20 protein-coding genes are annotated in these 19,758 nt (G+C 73.4%); 12 read left to right on the top strand and 8 right to left on the bottom strand.

Annotated features, from left to right (window positions below):
• Window positions 1-25: 25 nt before the first annotated feature.
• Window positions 26-1,477 (top strand): catalase, encoded by a 1,452-nt coding sequence (locus tag ACVJO7_RS14475; RefSeq protein WP_491673303.1) that lies wholly within the window; start codon window positions 26-28, stop codon window positions 1,475-1,477.
• A gap of 9 nt (window positions 1,478-1,486) precedes the next feature.
• Entirely contained in the window at window positions 1,487-1,837 is a 351-nt protein-coding gene (arsC, locus tag ACVJO7_RS14470; protein WP_491673302.1) for an arsenate reductase (glutaredoxin), read from the top strand.
• A gap of 46 nt (window positions 1,838-1,883) precedes the next feature.
• Here arsC and ACVJO7_RS14465 read toward each other — a convergent pair whose 3' ends face one another.
• The gene (locus ACVJO7_RS14465; protein ID WP_491673301.1) at window positions 1,884-3,734 is read right to left on the bottom strand and encodes a S9 family peptidase; all 1,851 of its coding nucleotides are present in this window, start codon (window positions 3,732-3,734) and stop codon (window positions 1,884-1,886) included.
• Between the two features lie 75 nt (window positions 3,735-3,809).
• Between ACVJO7_RS14465 and ACVJO7_RS14460 the strand changes: the two genes are divergently transcribed.
• Entirely contained in the window at window positions 3,810-4,205 is a 396-nt protein-coding gene (locus tag ACVJO7_RS14460; protein WP_344023242.1) for a hypothetical protein, read from the top strand.
• Between the two features lie 22 nt (window positions 4,206-4,227).
• On the opposite strand, the gene ACVJO7_RS14455 is transcribed toward ACVJO7_RS14460, so the two are convergent.
• Window positions 4,228-4,818 (bottom strand): TetR/AcrR family transcriptional regulator, encoded by a 591-nt coding sequence (locus tag ACVJO7_RS14455; RefSeq protein WP_344023244.1) that lies wholly within the window; start codon window positions 4,816-4,818, stop codon window positions 4,228-4,230.
• Window positions 4,819-4,891: 73 nt separating this feature from the next.
• Window positions 4,892-6,310 carry a zinc-binding dehydrogenase gene (locus ACVJO7_RS14450; RefSeq protein WP_491673300.1) on the bottom strand — a complete coding sequence of 473 codons (1,419 nt, stop codon included), beginning with the start codon at window positions 6,308-6,310 and terminating at the stop codon, window positions 4,892-4,894.
• Between the two features lie 150 nt (window positions 6,311-6,460).
• Here ACVJO7_RS14450 and ACVJO7_RS14445 point away from each other — a divergent pair, with 150 nt between their 5' ends.
• From ACVJO7_RS14445 to ACVJO7_RS14425, 5 genes are all read left to right on the top strand, one after another.
• Window positions 6,461-7,162 carry a TetR family transcriptional regulator gene (locus ACVJO7_RS14445; protein ID WP_344023250.1) on the top strand — a complete coding sequence of 234 codons (702 nt, stop codon included), beginning with the start codon at window positions 6,461-6,463 and terminating at the stop codon, window positions 7,160-7,162.
• A 137-nt stretch (window positions 7,163-7,299) separates the two neighbouring features.
• A complete protein-coding gene (locus ACVJO7_RS14440; protein ID WP_491673299.1) occupies window positions 7,300-7,500 on the top strand; it encodes a hypothetical protein in 201 nt (66 codons plus the stop codon).
• Window positions 7,501-7,610: 110 nt separating this feature from the next.
• A complete protein-coding gene (whiA, locus tag ACVJO7_RS14435) occupies window positions 7,611-8,552 on the top strand; it encodes a DNA-binding protein WhiA (RefSeq protein WP_491673298.1) in 942 nt (313 codons plus the stop codon).
• A 96-nt stretch (window positions 8,553-8,648) separates the two neighbouring features.
• On the top strand, window positions 8,649-9,890 hold the full coding sequence (locus ACVJO7_RS14430) for an ATP-grasp domain-containing protein (protein WP_344023256.1): 1,242 nt from the start codon (window positions 8,649-8,651) through the stop codon (window positions 9,888-9,890).
• A gap of 8 nt (window positions 9,891-9,898) precedes the next feature.
• On the top strand, window positions 9,899-11,917 hold the full coding sequence (locus ACVJO7_RS14425) for a hypothetical protein (protein WP_491673297.1): 2,019 nt from the start codon (window positions 9,899-9,901) through the stop codon (window positions 11,915-11,917).
• Here the strand turns inward: ACVJO7_RS14425 and ACVJO7_RS14420 are convergent.
• The 5 genes from ACVJO7_RS14420 to ACVJO7_RS14400 form a co-directional block, all read right to left on the bottom strand.
• Window positions 11,844-12,755 carry a phosphotransferase family protein gene (locus ACVJO7_RS14420; protein ID WP_491673296.1) on the bottom strand — a complete coding sequence of 304 codons (912 nt, stop codon included), beginning with the start codon at window positions 12,753-12,755 and terminating at the stop codon, window positions 11,844-11,846. The genes ACVJO7_RS14425 and ACVJO7_RS14420 overlap by 74 nt on opposite strands.
• A gap of 20 nt (window positions 12,756-12,775) precedes the next feature.
• Window positions 12,776-13,552: an SAM-dependent methyltransferase gene (locus ACVJO7_RS14415; RefSeq protein ID WP_491673295.1), complete on the bottom strand. Its 777-nt coding sequence runs from the start codon at window positions 13,550-13,552 to the stop codon at window positions 12,776-12,778.
• 393 nt (window positions 13,553-13,945) lie between these two features.
• On the bottom strand, window positions 13,946-14,254 hold the full coding sequence (locus ACVJO7_RS14410; protein ID WP_491673294.1) for a hypothetical protein: 309 nt from the start codon (window positions 14,252-14,254) through the stop codon (window positions 13,946-13,948).
• A 265-nt stretch (window positions 14,255-14,519) separates the two neighbouring features.
• Window positions 14,520-14,849 carry a DUF6506 family protein gene (locus ACVJO7_RS14405; protein WP_491673293.1) on the bottom strand — a complete coding sequence of 110 codons (330 nt, stop codon included), beginning with the start codon at window positions 14,847-14,849 and terminating at the stop codon, window positions 14,520-14,522.
• A 75-nt stretch (window positions 14,850-14,924) separates the two neighbouring features.
• On the bottom strand, window positions 14,925-15,497 hold the full coding sequence (locus ACVJO7_RS14400) for a TetR/AcrR family transcriptional regulator (RefSeq protein WP_491673292.1): 573 nt from the start codon (window positions 15,495-15,497) through the stop codon (window positions 14,925-14,927).
• A gap of 121 nt (window positions 15,498-15,618) precedes the next feature.
• On the opposite strand from ACVJO7_RS14400, the gene ACVJO7_RS14395 reads away from it, so the two are divergent.
• From ACVJO7_RS14395 to ACVJO7_RS14380, 4 genes are all read left to right on the top strand, one after another.
• On the top strand, window positions 15,619-17,169 hold the full coding sequence (locus ACVJO7_RS14395) for an FAD-dependent monooxygenase (protein ID WP_491673291.1): 1,551 nt from the start codon (window positions 15,619-15,621) through the stop codon (window positions 17,167-17,169).
• A 169-nt stretch (window positions 17,170-17,338) separates the two neighbouring features.
• Window positions 17,339-17,650 (top strand): nucleotidyltransferase family protein, encoded by a 312-nt coding sequence (locus tag ACVJO7_RS14390; RefSeq protein WP_491673290.1) that lies wholly within the window; start codon window positions 17,339-17,341, stop codon window positions 17,648-17,650.
• Between the two features lie 581 nt (window positions 17,651-18,231).
• Entirely contained in the window at window positions 18,232-18,366 is a 135-nt protein-coding gene (locus tag ACVJO7_RS14385; protein ID WP_491673289.1) for a hypothetical protein, read from the top strand.
• A 546-nt stretch (window positions 18,367-18,912) separates the two neighbouring features.
• On the top strand, window positions 18,913-19,740 hold the full coding sequence (locus ACVJO7_RS14380) for a TSUP family transporter (protein WP_491673288.1): 828 nt from the start codon (window positions 18,913-18,915) through the stop codon (window positions 19,738-19,740).
• Window positions 19,741-19,758: the final 18 nt, after the last annotated feature.

Raw genomic sequence — 19,758 nt, 5'->3', positions numbered from 1 at the left:
CCACTCACCACGAGGAGGCCCGGCAGTGACCAGCTCGCAGCCCAAGCCGACCACCACCGATTCCGGCAGCCCGGTCGCCAGTGACGAGCACTCGCTGACCGTCGGCCAGGACGGTCCGCTCCTGCTGAACGACCACTACCTGATCGAGCAGATGGCGAACTTCAACCGGGAGCGCATCCCGGAGCGCCAGCCGCACGCCAAGGGCGGCGGCGCGTTCCTGAGGTTCGAGACCACCGAGGACGTCAGCGCCTACACCCGGGCCGGCTTCCTGCAGCCCGGCGCGGAGACCCGCGGCGTCATCCGGTTCTCCACCGTGGCCGGTGAGCGGGGCAGCCCGGACACCTGGCGCGACCCGCGCGGGTTCTCGCTGAAGCTGTGGACCGACGAGGGCGTCTGGGACATGGTCGGCAACAACACGCCGGTGTTCTTCGTCCGCGATCCGATGAAGTTCCAGCACTTCATCCGCTCGCAGAAGCGCCGGGTCGCGAACAACCTGCGCGACCACGACATGCAGTGGGACTTCTGGACGCTGTCCCCGGAGTCGGCGCACCAGGTCACCTGGCTGATGGGGGACCGGGGCGTCCCGAAGACCTGGCGGCACATGAACGGCTACTCCAGCCACACCTACAGCTGGATCAACGCCGCGGGCGAGCTGTTCTGGGTGAAGTACCACTTCAAGACCGACCAGGGCGTCGAGTGCCTGACCCAGGAGGAGGCCGACCACCTCGCCGGTGCCGACGCCGACTACCACCAGCGCGACCTCTACGACCAGATCGAGGCCGGGAACCACCCGTCCTGGACGCTGCACGTGCAGGTCATGCCGTTCGCCGACGCGAAGACCTACCGGTTCAACCCGTTCGACCTGACCAAGGTGTGGCCGCACGCGGACTACCCGCTGATCAAGGTCGGGACGCTCACCCTGGACCGGAACGTCGAGGACTACCACGCGGAGATGGAGCAGGCCGCGTTCGAGCCGAACAACCTGGTGCCCGGGACCGGCCTGTCCCCGGACCGGATGCTGCTGGCCCGCGGCTTCTCCTACGCCGACGCGCACCGCGCCCGGCTCGGCGTGAACTACAAGCAGATCCCGGTCAACGCGCCGCGCTCGGAGGTGAACAACTACGCCAAGGACGGCGCGATGCGGATCACGAACTCGCGTGACCCGATCTACGCGCCGAACTCCTACGGCGGGCCGGAGGCCGACCCGAAGCGGGTCGCCGAGGCGCTCTGGCACGCCGACGGCGACATGGTCCGCACCGCGAACGTGCTGCACGAGCAGGACGACGACTGGGGCCAGGCCGGGACGATGGTCCGCGAGGTGTTCGACGACGCGGCCCGCGAGCGGTTCGTGAACAACGTCGCCGGGCACCTGGCCGACGGCGTGTCCGAGCCGATCCTGCAGCGCGCGTTCGAGTACTGGCGCAACGTCGACAAGGACATCGGCGACCGGATCGAGCAGGCGGTGCGCGCCTCCTAGGCTCGGGTCGTGGAGATCTGGCACAACCCGCGCTGTTCGAAGAGCCGCGCCACCCTCGCGCTGCTGCAGGAGCACGGCGTCGAACCGGTGGTCCGCCGCTACCTGGACGACCCGCCGTCGCGGGACGAGCTGGAGCGGGCGCTCGCCGAGCTCGGGACGGACGACCCGCTGGCGCTCACCCGGACCGGCGAGCCGGCGTTCCGCGAGCAGGGTCTCACGGAGGCCGACCGGGACACCCTGCTCGACGCGCTGGCCGCCGAGCCGCGGCTGATCGAGCGTCCGCTGGTGCGCTCCGGTGACCGGGCGGTGCTGGGCAGGCCGCCGGAGAACGTGCTGTCCCTGCTCGACGCCCGGTCGTGATCCGGGTCCCGGGAGCGCCCGCAGCGGCGCCCCCGGGACGCCCGGATCAGCCGAGCGCGCGCCGGACGAAGTCGACCTCGGTGGCGATCAGGTCCAGCTGGTCGGAGACGACCAGCGAGCCGTGCCCGGCGTCGAACCGGCTGACCTCGTAGGCGACCGGCTCGCCGCGGGCGGCCCGGGCGGCCAGCGCGTCGAGGTAGTTGTCGATCTGCCGGATCGGGCAGCGCGGGTCGTTCTCGCCGGCCAGCACCAGCACCGGCACCCGGACGTCGTCGACGTAGGTCAGCGGCGACGTCTCCCGGTAGAGGTCGGGCAGCTCGTCCGGGGACCCGCCGAACAGCGCCCGGTCGAACGCGCGCAGCTGCTCCATCTCGTCGGCGTAGGCGACGACGTAGTCGGCCACCGGCACCCCGGCGACGGCCGCCGCCCACCGCTGCGGCTGGGTCCCGGCGGCCAGCAGCGCCAGGTAGCCGCCCCAGGACCAGCCGTCGACGGCGCACCGGTCCGGATCGACGGTGCCGTCGGCGACCAGCGCGTCCTGCACCGCGGCGACGTCGGCGAGCTCGGTCAGCCCGGGCCGCCCCTCGATCGCGTCCCGCCACGCCGAGCCGTAGCCGGTGGAGCCGCGGTAGTTGACCTCGACGACGGTGAACCCGGCGTCCACCCAGGTCGCCCGGCCGGCGTCGAACCGGTCCTCGTCGGCCGCGTGCGGGCCGCCGTGCAGCACGAACACCGCAGGTGCCGGACGCCCGCCGGTCCCGGGGGCGACCGTGACCAGCGCGTGCACCGCGCCGCCCGGCCCGTCGGCCCACACGTCGCGGACCGGCAGCGAACCCGGCGGGCGCTCGCCCGGCGGGGTGAGGAGCACGTCGTCGGTGCCGTCCGGGCGCAGCACCCGGATCTGCGACGGGGTCGCCGCCGACGACGACGAGTACTCGACCGAGCCGTCCCGGCGGACGTCGGCGGAACCGACGCAGCCGGGCGCCGTGGGCAGATCGGTGAGCTCGCCGCCGGCCAGCTCGTAACGGTGCAGCCGGGTGCGGGCGGCGTGCGTGTGCGCGACCAGCAGCGCCGAGGCGTCCGGGTAGAAGCCGCCGACGAGCTCACCCGGCAGGTCGATCGCGAGCTCGGTGACCTCGCCGGTGACCGGGTTCCAGATCAGCAGCTCGTCGCGGCCTCGGCGCTCGTGCCCGACGAGCAGCCGCTGGTCCCCGGCGACCGGCGAGAACTCCAGCGCGTCCAGGCCGCGGCCGGGGCCGTCGTGCAGCTCGGCGACGGTGTTCCCGCTGTCGAGATCGAGCACCCGCAGCGACGGGTGCCGGGAGTCGCCGTGCTCGGAGTGCGAGATCGCGAGCAGCGTCTCGTCCTCGGACAGCGCGCCGACGGCGGCGTCCTCGGTGTGCCGGTAGACGATCCGGGCGTCGTCGGCGGCGCCGCGCTCGTCCACGAGCAGGGTGGTGCCGTCGTCGGTGGAGACGCCGACCGCGGTCCGGCGCCGCCCGATCTGCAGTCCGGCCGGGTAGCCGTCGCCGGCCCCGGGCACGGCGGGCCCGGTGGGTGCGCCGGGCACGGCGTCGTAGGGCTGGGTGACCCAGTGCCCGAACTCGTCGCCGTCGGTGTCGGCGAACCACCACACCTGCGCGCCGTCCGGCGGCAGCACCGCTGACGTCGTGCCGTTGCGGCGGTCGGTCACCTGCCGGTGCTCACCGGTGCCGCGGTCCCAGGCGTGGATCTCGAAGGTGCCGGTCGCGTTGGAGACGTAGACGGTGCGGTCCGGCGCGTCCTCCGCCCAGGACGGCCTCGACATCCGCACCGCGGTGAACCGGGAACGCCAGCGCTGTTCGCGCTCGTCGTCGAAGAGGGTCGCGGGGACCGGAGCGGCGGGATGGGAGGTCACCACGCGATGGTGCCGAACGCCACGATCGGGTGTGCCGGGAGGGGGTCGCAACGCCCCTTGCGGCAGCATGGGGTCATGCGGAGGGCGGCCGGGTTGATGCTCGCCGGGGTGCTGGTCGCGACCACGGCCTGCGGCGTGCCGGTGGCCGGTGCGGGGCCGGCCGGGCCGACGACGGTCGCGACCGCCGGCGCCGACGGGATGACCCCCGTCCGGTTCGACCACCGCTCCACCGAGCCGGTCGAGGCGGTACCGACGGTGATCGTCCCGCGCGGGACGACGGTGGTGCTCACCGTCGGCAGCGACGTGGCCCGCCGGGTGCTGATCCCCGAGCAGGGGCGCCGGGTCGACGTGACGGCGGGCGGCACCGTGACGGTCCGGTTCATCGCGCTCGGCACGCTGTCGGTGCGGGTCACCGAGCCCGGCGAGGACCGCGGCGGGACGATCATCGGCCGGGTGCAGCCCCGGCACTGAGCGGCCGGGTGGCCGGTGCGGGTCAGACCAGCTCGTCGGCGCGCTCGGCGATGGCGCGCAGGCCCTCGGCGATGTCGGCGCCGGTCGGCGCGGTGTCGGGATCGAGCAGCCACTGCACCATCACGCCGGTGAGCAGCGCCTGGTAGACGGCGCCGAGCACGTGCACCCGCCGGTCGGCGGCCGCCGGGTCCTCCTCGGACACCGTGTGGAAGGTCAGCGCCAGGCCCTCGCGCACCTCGCGCTGGGCCTCGGCGAGCCGGGCCCGCAGCTCGGGCAGCCGCTCCGCCTGGGCGAGCGCCTCGACGTGGGTGGACCACAGCCGGCGCTGGGTGGTGAACAGCCCGACCACCCGGCTCCAGGTGCTCTCGACCCGGTCCGGATGACCCGGCTCGGGCCCGGGCTCGGCCAGCGCCCGGTCCAGCTCCTCGCCCCAGGCGGCGGTGGCGCGCAGCAGCGCCTCGACGAGCAGCGCGTCCTTGGACCCGAAGTGGTAGCCGATGGAGGCGAGGTTCGTACCCGACGCGGCGACCACGTCGCGGGCGGTCGTGCGGCCGAAGCCCTTCTCGTAGAGGCACTGCGCGGCCCCGTCCAGCAGCTCCTCGCGGTGTCCCATGATCGGAAACGTATCGGGTCCGGATGAACGTCCGTACACCGGCCGTTCATCCGGCGGTGGACGGTCGGATCGTCTACCGGTCGCCGCGCCGGGGCCGGCCGGCCCCGGTCAGCCACAGCGTCAGCAGGACCGCCCCGGGCGGGCCGGACACCCACAGGAACCACGGGTACTCGACGCCGGCGGTGAGCGCGACGATCCCCCAGCCGGACACGGCCACCGCGGTCAGGCACAGCCAGATGACGGCCAGCACCTTCATCGCGACGCCGCCGGGCGAGTCGGCGAAGACCAGCCCGTCGTTGCGCCGGCGCTGCGGCGGGGGCAGGTCGCGGGTGACCCGGCCCAGCTCGCCGCGGGTGCGCATCCGCCACACCTCGGCGATCCGCTCGTCGAACTCGGTGAGGTCGATGAAGCCGTCGTCGTGCGCGGTGCGCAGCCGGTCGGCCATCGCCTGCCGGTCGGCGTCGGAGATCCGGACCTGGTCGGGATGCACCGGTTCGTTCACCACGTCCATGATGCCCGCGGGTACCCGGTCCCGGCCAGGTGCGGACCCGCCGGGATCAGGGGACCAGCACGTACTTCCCGACGGCGGTGCGCTCGGCGTGGGCGCGGTCGCGGTGCCGGCCCCGGTGAGCGGGAGCCCGGCCGGCTCCGGCGGGTGCAGCTCGCCGGCGGCGATCCGGCGCAGCACGTCGGCGGCCAGGTCGCGGGCGGCGGCCGGGTCGGAGCGCGACCAGTCGCCCCAGTCGACGCCGACCACGGTCCGGTTGCGCAGCAGCACCACGTTGGCCGGCAGCCGTGGGATCTCCCCGGAGGTGAAGCCGAGCACGCAGAACCGCCCGCCGGGCCCCAGCGCGCGCAGCGCGGCCTCGGCGGCCGGGCCGCCGACCGGGTCGACGACGACGTCCGCGCCGCCGCCGGTGTGCTCGCGGATCGCGGTCTTCAGGTCGTCGTACCCGGTGGCGGCCTGCGCGCCCGCGGCGAGCGCGGCGGCCCGCTTCGCGTCGTCGGAGGCGACGGCGAGCACCTGGGCCCCGGCGGCCCGGGCGCAGTCGACGGCGGCCAGCCCGATCGCGCCGGCCGCGCCGAGCACGACGACCCACTCGCCGGGCCGGACGGCGACCCGGTGCTGCAGGGCGAACGCGATGGTGCCGTAGTTCTCCGCCGACGACGCGGCGATCCGGGGGTCCACCCCGTCCGGCACCGGCACCAGCCGGTCCGGATCGGCGAGCAGGTGCGAGGCGAACCCGCCGAACGAGGGCAGCAGCGCGAGCACCCGGTCGCCGCCGGCCCGCCCGGCGACCGCGCTGCCCGGGGTGAACGGCAGCGGCGGCCGCAGCTGGTAGCCGCCGCGGGCGATCAGGCCGTCGACGAAGCTGACCGCGGCCGCCTCGACCTCGACGAGCACCTCGCCGGGGCCGGGGACCGGATCCGGCTCCTCGACGACGGTCAGCCGTTCCGGATCGGCGAACTCCCGGCAGAGCACCCGTCGCATCGCGCCTCCTCGCATCGTGGTCGGCGGCCGGCCCGCCGTCCGGACCGGGTGGGCACCCGGGCCCGGGACGTGATCCACTCCCGGTGATCGCGCCCGATCGGGTCCGTCCGGGGGCGTGCGGAGCCGCTCCGAAGGAGGATCATCGCGACCGTGTCCCCCGATCGCCATGCGAACGGCCCCGGTGCGGAGCGGCCGGCCGACGGCCGGAGCACCCGCTGGGACGCCCATCGCGCCCGCCGGCGGGAGCAGGTGGTGGACGCGGCGCTGCTGGTGCTGGGCCGGGAGGGCCGGGACCTGGGCCTGGACCAGGTGGCGCTGGAGGCCGGGGTGACCAAGCCGGTGATCTACCGGCACTTCGGGGACCGGGCGGCGCTGCTGGACGCGATGGCCGAGCGGGCGACGAACCTGCTGATGGAACGGCTGATGCCGGCCCTCTACGACGACGGCGCGATCCGGCCGCGGATCCGGGCGTCGGTCGGCGCGTTCGTCGGGTTCCTCGACGACTCGCCGAACGTCCATCTGCTGTTCCGGCGGCGGCTGCCGGGTCAGGGCGGCGACGTCGTCGACGCCGGCCGGGAGTTCGTCTCCGGCGCGCTGACCGGGCTGCTGGCCGACTACCTGGGCTCGCTCGGGTTCGAGGAGCCCGAGCTGGTCCAGGTGTGGGGGCAGTCGCTGGTCGGCGCGGTCCAGGCGACCGCGGAGTGGTGGCTGGTGCACCGGACGATGAAGCGGGACGTGGTCACCGAGCACCTGACGGTGCTGATCTGGGCGCAGATCGACGGCATCGCGCGCCAGCACGGCCTGGTGCTCGACCCGGATGCACCCCTCCCAACGGCCAGTGGTCCGAAATAGTCGTTACTCCGCGTATAGAGTAATCTCCCGCCCGGTCGGCACGGTGCGCAACTATCGCAAGCCGGTTGATTACTGCGTGTACATGCGCTCGCTCCTCCCGCGCGGGAGGCCGGCGCATCGCGTGCGGAGGGGGATCCATGATCGAGGGGACGAGCGACCGGGAGGCGGAACGTCCGAAACCGGGCGGTCCGGACGACCTGTCGCCGGGCGGACCGCGGGCGAAGGCCCGCGGCTGCCTGTGTTCGGTGCTGGCCAACGCCGCGTACCGCTCGGGCACGGTCGAGGACCCGTGCGTCGATCCGCGCTGTCCGATGCACGCCGCCCCCGACGGGGCCTGACCACGACCACGACGGGGCTGTCCCACCGCCCCGTCCGGCCGGCGGGGTGGGATCACCCTCGGGGGACGTGTGATCCCACCCCGCCCTCGTGCGCACCCGCAGGAGGGCCTGTGTTCGATCCCGAGCGCCTCACGGCGGAGCTGCACCGCGAGCTCGGTACGGTCCGCGACGACCGGCCGGCGGTCCGGCACGCCGGCGTCGCCACCCAGCTGCGGCTGGCCGGCGAGGTGACCACGGCGGGCGGCCGCACCGTCGTCCGTGCCGAGTTCGACACCCCCGAGCCCGCCGTCCGGCTGCGCCGGGACCTGACCGAGCTCTACGGCCGCACCTGCGGCCGCGGCGACGTGGTGACCGCGGGCGGCCGCCCCCAGCGCTATCTCGTCAGGATGACGTCGAGGGGCTCCGACCTGGCCAGGGCGACCGGGCTGGTGGACCGGCTCGGCCGGCCGGTGCACGGGCTCCCGCCCGCCGTCGTCGCCGGCGGGGCGACCGTCGCGGCCGGGATCTGGCGCGGCGCGCTGCTCGCCCGCGGCCGGATCGCCCGCTCGTCGGGCCGGGTCCGGCTGCTGGTCACCTGCCCGGGGCCGGCCGTCGTGCTCGCGCTGGTCGGCGCCGCCCGCGCGCTCGGCGCGCTCGCCACCGGGCAGGAGACCGCGGGCGGGCACCGGGTGCTGATCCGCGATCCCGGCAGCATCGACGCGCTGCTGCGCGCGACCGGGGCGCCCGGCGTCGCCGACCTGCTGCTGCGCTGCGCCCGGGTCCCGGAGCGGGAGCCCTCGGCCGCGCCGAACCCGATGCTGGAGACGGTGAACGCGCGGCGCAGCGCGGAGGCCGCCGACCGGACCGCGGCCCGGGTCCGGTGGGCCCTCGACGTGCTGGGGCCGGACGCCCCGCCGCTGCTTCGCGCCGCCGGGCTGCTGCGGATCGAGCACGCCACGCTGTCGCTGTCCCGGCTCGGCACGCTGGCCGATCCGCCGCTGTCGAAGGACACCGTCGCGGGCCGGCTGCGGCGGCTCGTGCGGTGCGCCGAGGAGCGGGCCGGCCGCCCCTGAGCGACGCCACGATCCACGAGAAAATCCGGTGCCAGGTATGGTCGGGGCGATCGAAATATGTGGACGTGAATTCGCTGAACTGGGAGGAATTGCTGTATGCCTCAGGCCGAGCCGGTCGGAAAGAATCCAGAAAAGGGTTTCGTGGCGCTCCTCGGCTGGAGTCTGAACGCGGTCGAGGCGCTGGCCCGGTTCGACCGCAGGTACGTCGTCGTCGCCCCGGACTGGGCCGAGGAGTACTGCCAGGAGCACGACATCCCGTACGTGCCCTGGAACTTCGAGCGGCTCAACGACCGTTCGATGGAGATCGCCGAGACCCTGCAGGAAATGCAGGTCGACGTCGCGATCCCGCTGTTCGAGGAAACCGTCGAATGGGCCGGCGCGATCAATTCGGTGCTGCTCGACAATCCGCGTCTGTTCGGTCAGGCGATGCTGCTGCGGGACAAGGCGCTGATGAAGCGCCGGGCCCAGCTGGGCGGCATCCGGGTCGGGATCTTCGAGGAGGCCCACGACCGCGACGACGTCATCCGCTTCCTCAAGCGGGTCAACCAGACGCTGCTCAAGCTCGACGGTGACCCGAACGACCCGATCCACCTCAAGGCGTTCGACAAGGCCGGCTGCCTCGGGCACCGGGTGATCCGCACGCCGGACGAGGTCGACACCATCCCGGACGAGGAGTTCCCGGTCCTGATGGAGTCGCACCTGGACGGCTGGGAGTTCGCCGTCGAGGCGTGGGTGCACAAGGGCAAGATCAAGTTCCTGAACATCTCGGAGTACGTCACGCTCGGCTACTCCGTGTTCGTCCCGGCCACCCCCGAGCTGGAGCGGTACCGGCCGGCGATCACCGCCCAGATCGAGAAGCTGATCAAGACCTTCGACATCGAGTTCGGGTTCGTGCACCCGGAGTACTTCGTCACCTCCGACGGCGAGATGTACTTCGGCGAGGTCGCCTACCGGCCGCCCGGCTTCAAGGTTTTCGAGCTGCTGGAGCGGGCATACGGGTTCAACGCGTACCAGGCTCTCGTGCTGGCCTTCGACCCGAAGACCACCGAGGAGGAGATCGACGCCTTCTTCCCGAAGGAGGTCGAGGACGCGTCGGGCGTCGCCGGCTGCTTCGGTGTCTACCCGCGGCGGCGGGTCGTCAGCGACCTGCAGATCCCGGAGGAGACCGAGGACGACGACTACTACGAGTCGCACGACCTCTCGGCCCCGCTGGAGGAGACCGTCACCAAGCGGACCGCCTTCGGCACCCACTGGGGTCTGCTGTACTTCTTCGGCGACGACCCGTACCGCATGCGTGAGCTGTTGAAGAAGCAGGAAGAACTCGACTTCTACGTCTGAGGAAGCCTTTGAAACCGATCGCCGACGTCCCGGGCGGGGCCACGGTGCTGGACAAGCGCCTGGCCTCGCTCGACGACGCCACCCTGGCCCTGGCCCAGACCCCCGACTTCGGCAAGCCCACGAAGCTCCGGCGGGTCCTCGAGCAGCTGCGGCGCGTGCTGCTGCAGCCGGGCGGTGCCGCCGGGGTCCAGGCCCGTGCGCAGGCCCTCGAGGAGGCCGGGCTGTTCCTCGGCACCGACTGGGCGTCGCCGGAGATCCTGGTCCCGTCGTTCGTCGGGCCGGGGCTGCACTCCGGGGACGCCGACACGGTCGTCATGGAGGCGACCAGCGAGCTGCGCATGCTGGCGGTGGCCCGCGGCGAGTACGTGCACCCCACGATGTCCGCCGAGGACGCCCACGAGTTCCTGTCCCAGGTGCTCGCGATGAACCTGGAGCTGCTGTTCACGCCGCCGAGCGAGGCGGAGCGGACCCGGCAGGGCCGGACCGCGCAGCTCATCCGGGACCTGTTCCGGCACGTCGCCGAGGAGATCGGCTACGACAGCGTGCTGGACAAGCTGGTCGACGAGATCTGGCGGATCCTGCGCCAGCGGCCCATCCAGGTCGACCAGGTGAAGTCGCTGCTCACCCGGATCGCGGTCTACCGCGGCGACCCGGACGTCGATCTCGGCACGTCGTCGGGAAACGGGATCGACCGGCTGGTCACCAGCCTGTTCGGGACGACCGAGGCCTGCCGCGAGGACCCGGGCCTGGAGGTCTTCCGGTCCCGGCTGGAGGCGATGGACACCGGCGGCCTGCAGTACGAGGCGTCCGGGTTCGCGCGGGCGATGCACGACACCGGCCTGGTGTCGTCGTACCACGCCGAGCTGCTGCAGTTCCTGCGGCACGAGAGCGACTACCTGATCGCCGAGGCGCTCGGACTGTCCGACACCGGCAAGAACTGCCTGCTCCGCTACCGCGACCTGGTGCACCGGCTGATCGAGGTCGCGGTCACCCCGCAGACCGCGCAGTGCATCTACGGGCTCGCGCTGCTGCTCGACCGCGGCATCCTGTACGAGCCGCCGGTGGTGCCCGCGCTGTGGCGCCAGATCGCGCTGGAGCTGGCGCCGATCGCGCACGAGCGGCTCACCGAGGCGTTCGGCACCGAGCCCGAGCCGGAGGCCCGGCTGCTCGCCGGGGTGCTGTCGATGCTCGGCCAGCCGCTGGGCATCGGGCAGGGCGACAACCCGACCTGCCAGTCGGCGCGGGCGCTGTCGATGTGGGCCTACAACGACCCGGACTACCTGCTGCAGATGGTCGTCTGGGCGGCCCGCGACGACGAGATCATCATGCACTTCGAGGGGCAGCCGATCTCCTCGCAGGAGAGCCTCAGCGGGGTCGCGACGGCGATGCCGATCGACCTCGACCCGGTGTCGCTGCTGGTCGTGCCGCACCTGGACCGGATCTACGCCGAGATGGGGCGGCGCTGCGCCGGCCGGCCGGGCGACCCGCACCGCTGGGTGAACCCCGAGTTCCACGGCTGGTGGGCCGCCCGCGGCTTCCACATCAACGTCGACGTCGAGACGGGGAACCTGATCGACCTCGACGACTTCCTGCGGACCTTCCACGCCGGCTACCACCCGTCGTACAACGGGGGGCAGCCGCTGATCCACCCGCAGCCGGCCGGCGTCGCCGTCACCGACAGTGCCGCCCGCTACGTGGGCTGGCACGCGATCACCATCCTGCGCGTCGCCCCCGACCCGCAGGACGTGATGCGGGTGTACTTCTACAACCCGAACAACGACAGCGGGCAGGACTGGGGCGACGGCGTCGTCGTCGGGACGGCGGGCAACGGCGAGCGGTTCGGCGAGGCGTCGCTGCCGTTCGACCAGTTCGCGTCGCGGCTCTACATCTTCCACGTCGATCCGCTGGAGCGCGGCGAGCCCGAGCGGGTCCCGGCCGCCGACATCGAGCGGATCACCGGCTACATCGAGCGGAGCTGGGGCGCGGACCGTCTTCCGGCCGGGGGCCTGCAGGCCGCGGGCGGCTGACCGGCGGATCGAGCGCCTCGGCCACCATCCGGTGCCCCTGGCGCTCGAACCGCTCGTCGCCGACCCGGTGCGCCCACACCGCGGTCCCGATCGCCTCGCGCAGCAGCTCGCGGCGCCAGGCGGACCCGGTGCGCGGGTCGTCGCCGTAGCCGTCGAGGAACGCCCGCTCCAGCTCCGGCCGGTCGCGGAACTGCTGCACGGCGAGCCGGCACAGATCGGTGTGCGCCGGGCGCAGGTCCGCCCGCCCGAAGTCGATCACGGAGACGGTGCCGTGGTGCACCAGCCAGTTGCGCGGCTGCCAGTCGCCGTGGGTGGGGACGAGTGTGGCCGGCCCGTCCGGCCAGGTCGCGATCTCGGCGCGCAGCCGGGCCTCGGTGCCCGGGCCGATCCGGTGCGGGCCGGCCAGCTGCCGCAGCGCCCGGTCCCGCATGCGGGCCTCGTAGCCGTCGTCGACGGTCCCGGCCTGCCCGTGCAGCCGGGCGAGCAGGGCGCCCGCCTGCCGGTAGGTGCCGGGCTCCTGCTCGGCGGGACGGCCCTGCGCGAGCTCGCCCGGCAGCCATCCGGTGACCAGCAGCTTCGCGTCCGCGTCGGCGTACACGAGCTCGGGCGCGGACCCGCGCAGCGCGCCGGTCCATCCGCGGTGCGCGCGCAGCTCGCGGGCGATGTGGGTGTCGGCGTCGTCCCCGGCCTTCACCGCGAGATCGCGGCCCGCGTGCCGCAGCTGCAGCACGGTCGTGCCGACCACGCCCCAGCTGTGGTCGCGGACGAGCCCGGCGCCCGGGAACCGGGCGCCGAGCAGCGCGCGCTGCCGCGGGGTGAGCCGGGGGAGCGCGTGCACCCCGGGAGGGTATCCGCACCTCAGCGACGCATCAGCGCGAAAACGCCCCAGCCCAGGTACTCCCGCTGGTACAGCAGGTGCCCGCGGGGCGACGCGCGCAGATCGGCCCGCAGCCCGTCGGCGAGTGCGTCGCCGGGATGGGCGTCGAGCCACCGGCGGGTCGCCAGCCACTGCGGTGCGGTGTAGCGGTCCCAGCTGTCCGGATCGGCGAGCACCGCCTCGACCGGGTCGAACCCGAGCTCGTCGATGCGGTCGAGCAGCGCGGGCAGCTCGGCGAAGTCGTCCGGGGCGGCGGCGTGGCAGGCCGCCACGGTCTCCTCGTCCGGCGGCGTGCGCCGCCAGAACACCTCGCCGACCAGCAGCATCCCGCCGGGGCGCAGACTGCGTTCCAGCAGGGCGAGCGTCCCGTCGAACCGGCTCCGCCAGCTGTCACCGCCGCCGATCCAGGTGGCGCCGATGCAGGCGGCGAGATCGACCGGCCGCTCGGCGACGTGCCCGGCGGCGTCGCCGTGGGTGAAGCGGACCCGGCCGGCGACGCCGAGCTCGGCGGCCCTGGCCCGGGCGTCGGCGACGAACGCGCTGCTCAGGTCCACACCGGTGCCGGTGAACCCCAGGTCGCGCGCCCAGGTGCAGAGCATCTCGCCCTTGCCGCAGGCGAGATCGAGCACGGTGCTGCCCGGCGGCAGCCGCAGGGCGCGGCCGAGGGTGGCGAGCTTGCCGTGGTCGAGCGGGTTGATGATCCGCGAGCCGGACTCGCGGACGACGATGCTAGGAGGGAGATCCGTCTGGTCCGTCATCAGTTCTGTACTGCCTCACGTCGGTGGGAACGGTGTGGTGCGACGTGTGATCGGCGGAGGCCGATCGCGGCAGGACGGTCATGAACTCAGCTCCCCGGGGTGGTCGGTGGCCGGGACGGTAGCCGGGATCGGGTGGAAGGCCGAGCGGTTTGCGCGGTCGACGTGCCCGGGCCGGGCCCCGGTGCCCGGCATCCCGGTCGCACCCGCTCGGCGGAGCCGCCACGACGGCCGTGCCGACGTCGCCGCGACAGCCGGCCCGGTGCAGATCGCGGCGGCGCTGATCCCGGCCGCCACGTCCGCGGAACGCGGCGCGGGTTCCGGTCGAGCGGCCGGGACGAGGCCTCCTCGACCCGGTCCGCGCCGCCGGAGGGGGTGGCCGGTGAGCGGCTCTCATCATGGGCGGCGGGCCGGCGAGGCGCGCTCAGACCCCCGCCGCGCCGGGCGGGTCGAGCGCCTCTGCCACCATGCGGAGCCCTCGCGCTCGAACGGCGCATCGCCGACCCGGAACGCCCACGCCACGGTGTCGACCGCGGCCAGCAGCTCCCGGCGCCAGGACCGCGGCTCCTGCGGATCGCCGCAGTAGCCGTCCAGGAGCGCCCGGCTCCAGGTCCGGCCGTCCGCGGGACTGCTGCACGGCCAGCCGGCAGAGGTCGGTCTGCGCCGGGCGCAGATGCGCGCGGCCCCGTCCGGCGCGTTCTCCACACTGGGGACTGTCCGATCTCCTGCCTCACGTCGAGGTGGATGTGACGATGCGACGTGTGATCGACGGGCGTCGATCGCGGCAGGACGGTCAGGGACCCACACTCCGGGGTTGGTCGGACGGGCCGACGCCAGCCCGCCCGGTGCTCGGCTGCACCGGGATTCGGGCAGCGCCGCTCGCCCGGTGCCGGCCGGATCGGGCACCGGGCTCCGGCGGGATTCGCGATCCGATGGACCGCACCGGGTGTCCGGCGGGCCGGGCGCGCGTTCAGGCCGAGGCGGATGCGGCGTAGGCGGCGGCCGCGGCGAGCTGGTCGACGCCGAACACGACGTGCCCGACGGCGACCTGTGCGGCGTCCCCGATCGCGGCCGAGACCGCGGCGACCTCGGCACTGCCGAAGCCGCCGCACAACTCGATCAGCCCGACCCCCTCGTCGCGGACCAGCCCGGCCGCGACCTCGCGGGCCGCGGACGTGCCGGGGATCGCGACGATCAGGGATCGGACCCCGCCGGAGTCGAGGACCATCCGGTCGCGCGCCGGGTCGGCGTCGGGGTGCTCGAACAGGTAGGCCCAGCGGGCCGTGGCACTCGTACCCATGGTGAGGATCCTCGACGCTGAACCCAGGTCGAGGTCAAGTCACTTCGACGGGCGGCGCAGCGTCCCGCCGGGCCGTCAACCCTCGGCGCCCGCCACCAGCTCCAGCGCGGCGCCGACGGTCCGGCTCCGCAGCTCGTCGTGGTCGATGTCGGTCAGCAGGGTCGCGCAGCGGCTCAGCCCGTTGACCGCGATCACTGCCCTGATCCGCTGGTCGGGCGAGGGGTCGGAGCCCACAAGCCGCCGTTGGGCCAGCACCGCGAGGCGCCCGACCAGTCCGTGCGCGTCGGCGCTCGCCAGCCCGGTCGGGTCGGCCGTGAGCGCGGCGAAGACGCGCCGGTGGGCGTGGTTGAGGTCGAAGAACTGCTCCAGCAGCTCCCGGGGCCGCAGGTCTTCGGACCCGGCCCTGGCGAAGAACTCCTCCACCGCGTCGACGGCGGGTTGCACGAGGCTGCGCACCAGCGCGTCCCGGGAGCGGTGGTGGTGGTAGATCGCCGCCTTGGTGAGGCCCAGCTCGTCGGCGATGTCCTGCAGGGTCGTGCCGGCGAAGCCGCGCCGGGTGAACAGCTCCAGCGCGACGTCGTCGATTCGCTCGCGTGTCCCGGTGCTGCGCCCGTCGCGCCGCCGGGGCTCACCTGCCGTCACCTGCACGCCCCTCTCCCCGCCGGTCCTGTCGCCGCGCGACCCTACGCCCGCTGGAATCCAACCTTCTAGAAGGTATGTTACCATCCAGAAAGTAAGGTACTTCAACGGGCGAGCAGGGAGGTCCACCATGTCGGACCGCGGTGACCCGAGCACGGGTGGGCCGGCCCCGGTCGTGATCGTCGGTGGTGGCCCGGTGGGGCTGGCCCTGGCGCTCGGCCTGGCCCGGCACGGTGTCAGCTCGGTGCTGTTCGAGCTGAAGCCGACGACCAACACCCAGTCCCGGGCGCCCGCGATCCATGTCCGTACGCTGGAGGTCTTCCGCCAGTGGGGGGTCGCCGACCGGCTGTTCGAGGAGGGCACCCTGCGGCGGTCGTTGCCGATGTACCGCGGCGCGGCCGGGCGCCGCCCCCTGTTCACATTCGGGTTCAAAGAGCTCGACGACGAGGCGGCCGACGCCGGCATACTGTTCCTCGAGCAGGGCCGGACCGAGCGCGTCCTCGCCGACGCGGTCGTCCGGTCGGGTCGCTGTGACCTGCGGTTCGCGACCGAGGTGACCGGTGTCGAACCGGGAGACGACGGGGTCGACGTCCTCGTACGGGACCCGGCGGGCACCCGCCGCGTCCGCGCGTCCTACGTCGTCGGGTGCGACGGCACCGGAAGCGTCGTCCGGGACGCGCTCGGGCTGCCGTTCGAGGGGATCACCTTCCCGCTGCGGCCGCTGCTCGCGGACATCCGGGTCATCGACGAACGGGACGGCCTGCCGTGGCCGCGGTTCCACAACGGACGCCACGGCATCACTGCCGCGCAGCGGCTCGCGCCCACCCTCTGGCGGATCGTCCGCGTCGAGCCGGGAACGCCCGATCCCGGTGCGGAGGTGCTGGACGGGGAAGTCCGGCGCCGCGCCGCGGAGGTACTCGGTCCCGGTGACGCGGAGGTGCTGTGGGCCGCGCGGTTCCGGTTCCAGCGGCGGTCCAGCCCCCGGTACCGGCGGGGCCGCGTGCTGCTGGCGGGCGATGCCGCGCACGCCTTCCCGCCCGCCAACGGCCAGGGCATGAACGCGGGGGTGCAGGACGCCCACAACCTCGCCTGGAAACTGGCGGCGTGTCTCGGCGGCGGCGGGACCGACCGGCTGCTGGAGTCCTACGACGTCGAGCGCCGTGCAGTCGTCGGCTCCGTCTCCCGGCGGGTCAGCGGCCTGACCCGGATCGGGATCCAGGCACCGCGACCGGTGCGCGCCGCCGTCGTCGGCCTGATGGGCCTCGCCCTGCGTGTCCGCCCGGCGCGCCGCAGGTGGCTGCGCGACATGGCCATGCTGGACCTGCCCCTCCCCGCCTCCCCGCTCCTGGACCCCGATGAGCGCTCCGCCGGGGTGCGGCTGCCCGACCCGGTCCTGCGCCCGGCCGCCGGCGGCGAGGTACGCCTGCACGACCTGGTCGGTCGCGGTCCGGCGCTGGTCGTCCTCGGCCCCCGCGACGACCGTTGGGCCGAGGTTCCCGTCGACACCACGATCACCGTCGGTCCCGGCGGTGACCACGACGATCCCGCGGGCGTGCTGCGGACGCTGCTGGGCGCGGACAGCGGCGCCGTCCTCGTCCGCCCGGATCTGCACGTCGCGTGGGCGCGCACCGATCCGCTCGGGGCGGCCGACGCCACCCGGTACGGCCTCGGGGCGGCGTAGTGGCCCTCCTGTACTGAGCCGGGCCCCGGCCTCCCGTCCCGGGGCGACCGCCCGCGACCGGATCCTGCGGTCGGGCACGATCGCGAGCCATGGACCGGACCGAGCAGTTCCTCGCCGCCGAGGACGACTGATCCGGCGGGCCGCGCAGCTGTTCGCCGACCTCGACGCAATGGTCGAGGTGCGCATCGAGGCACGCGTCCCTCTCTGGTTCGAGGAGCACTTCGGCGTACCGGGCGTACGGTTCCGGAGCTCGACGGACGCCATCGATCACTTCGCCTCGACGACATGCTGCTACGGGCCGTCACGTGCGTCCGATGGTCGTCTCCTGGACTATGCGCCCCACGGCTACGACGATCTCTTGGGGAAGCGGGTGCGGCCGGACCCGCGGCTCGCGCCCCGCGAGGTGTACGAGGCGAAGGCCCGACGTTGGCAGCGGGAGCGGCCGAGCCTCGTCGTGGATCCGTGGCCGAGCACCGGGTGAGGACGCGAACGTGGGGACGACCGACGCTCACCCACGATCTTCCGGACGGTCCCGGCGAACCGGTCGGACGACGGCGCCGGCGACGCCTGGCCGAGGGACAGGACGAGGAGGGCGAGCCCGACGCCGGCGGCGGGGGTGGACGGGTACACCTGGATTCCCCAGATCAGCAACGGCCCCGAGTGGGTCACGTACACCGCACCGAAGGCAGCGGCGGTGAACCATGCGACGAGATCGAGGTCGGGAAACGTGGCCAGCAGTGCGGTCGCTGCGCCCATCGCGAGCATCGCCGCGAGCCACGTCCTGCCGAACCCGAAGCGTCGCCCGAGGTCGCCGGCTGCCGCACCGAGGACCCCCGCGGCACCGAGGAGGATCCAGGCGGTCGTCGATGTCGTCTCGTCCATCCCCCCGACGGTGACGAGCACGTCGCGTCCGAGTATCCACAGCCGCGCTGGCCGCTCCCATCGGTGCGGCGGCCGCCATCAGGTGGCCGCCCCGTGGGGCAGGAGCGGCCCGGGGGAGCAGCGCGGTCCGCGCCGCCTTCCGGCCGTGGAGCGGACGGAACGGAGAACGCGACGTACGCGGTGACCGCGGCGCAGGCGACGGCGAAGGTGATCCAGGCGGCCTGCCACTGCTCCTGGGCGCCGGAGCTGCGCACTATCCGAACATGGAACGGCCCGGGGGGCACGGTGGCACTGCTCGACGTCCTCGACCAGTGACACCAGGCCCCGCACGTCACGGCGCACGATCGCCTTGCCAGCCCGCTGCGTAGAGGTACCGCGTGGACAGCGGGGCCGTGACGCCCGACACCGCTCACGGGCGGGCACCGAGTGGCTGGAGCAGGGCCGGAAGCAGCTCCGCCCGGCGATCGACAGCGGAGCGACCGTCATGGGCGGCCTGTTCCCGGACGAACGGCGATAGACAAGCAGTCGGTCTCCGACACCACTAAGGCCCCTGGTCAGACTCTCGTACGAGTCTCTGACCAGGGCCTTTGTGTGGTCGGGGTGACAGGATTTGAACCTGCGACCTCTTCGTCCCGAAAGCGGCTTACTGCGATCGCGCCGTGCCGTCCGGTGGCGGCCCATGTGCTCTGAACTGGGCTTTCGTGTCGCGGCGTAAGCGGCTGTGCTGCCATGTGTCGATCGGTCCGCTCCGGATCTGCTCCGCCGTGATCGGCCCTTGAGCGGCCGGTGCCATTCGGAGACCTCCTCGCCTGGCGAGGTCGTGATCTTTCGCGTCGCGCGGCGGGGGGCTACGTTCCCGGGGTGTCGGACGACTCTCGTGCCTCCAGCGCAGGTCTCGCCGGTCGACTTCGCAACTCGCTGCCTGCCGCGTTCGGCGCCGGTGCTGCGGTCGGTCTGCTGGGCGGCATGATCGGACTGGGTGGCGCGGAGTTCCGTCTGCCGCTGCTGATCGGCATCTTCGGCTTCGTCGCGCTCCATGCGGTGATCGTGAACAAGGCGATGAGTCTCGCGGTGGTGGTCACGGCCCTGCCTGCCCGCCTCATCGCCGTTCCGTACGCCGCGCTGGCTCCTCTCTGGCCGGTGGCGGTCAACCTGCTGTTGGGCAGCCTCGTAGGTGCGTGGGTCGGAGCCTCGTGGGCGACCAGGATGCGAACGGCCACGCTGTACAAGGTCCTGGCCGCTCTTCTGGTCCTCATGGCTGCCGCCCTCGTGTTCACCCACCTCGACGGCGCGCCGACTGCTCTGGTCCTGTCCGGACCGGTCCGGGTCGTCGCCGGCCTCGTAGCGGGCTTCGGGATCGGGGTGGTGGCCTCCATCATGGGCGTCGCCGGGGGCGAGCTGCTCATCCCCACGATCGTGCTGCTGTACGGCGTCGACATCAGGCTCGCGGGCAGCCTGTCGCTGGCCATCTCGCTACCGACGATGCTCGTCGCGTTCGCTCGTTACAGTCGCGATCAGTCTTTCGGCGTGCTGCGGGCCAACGGCAGGTTCGTTCTGGTGATGACGGCGGGCTCGATCGCCGGCACTCTGATCGGGGCATTGCTGCTCGGCGTGATCCCGGACCTGGTGCTCATTCCAGCTCTCGCATTGATCCTTCTGGTGTCCGCAGTCAAGGTCTGGCGGCACTGATCGTCACGCCGCGGATCC

This window comes from Pseudonocardia sp. DxW (assembly GCF_058448985.1).
This window is presented reverse-complemented; position numbering and strand designations above follow the sequence as displayed.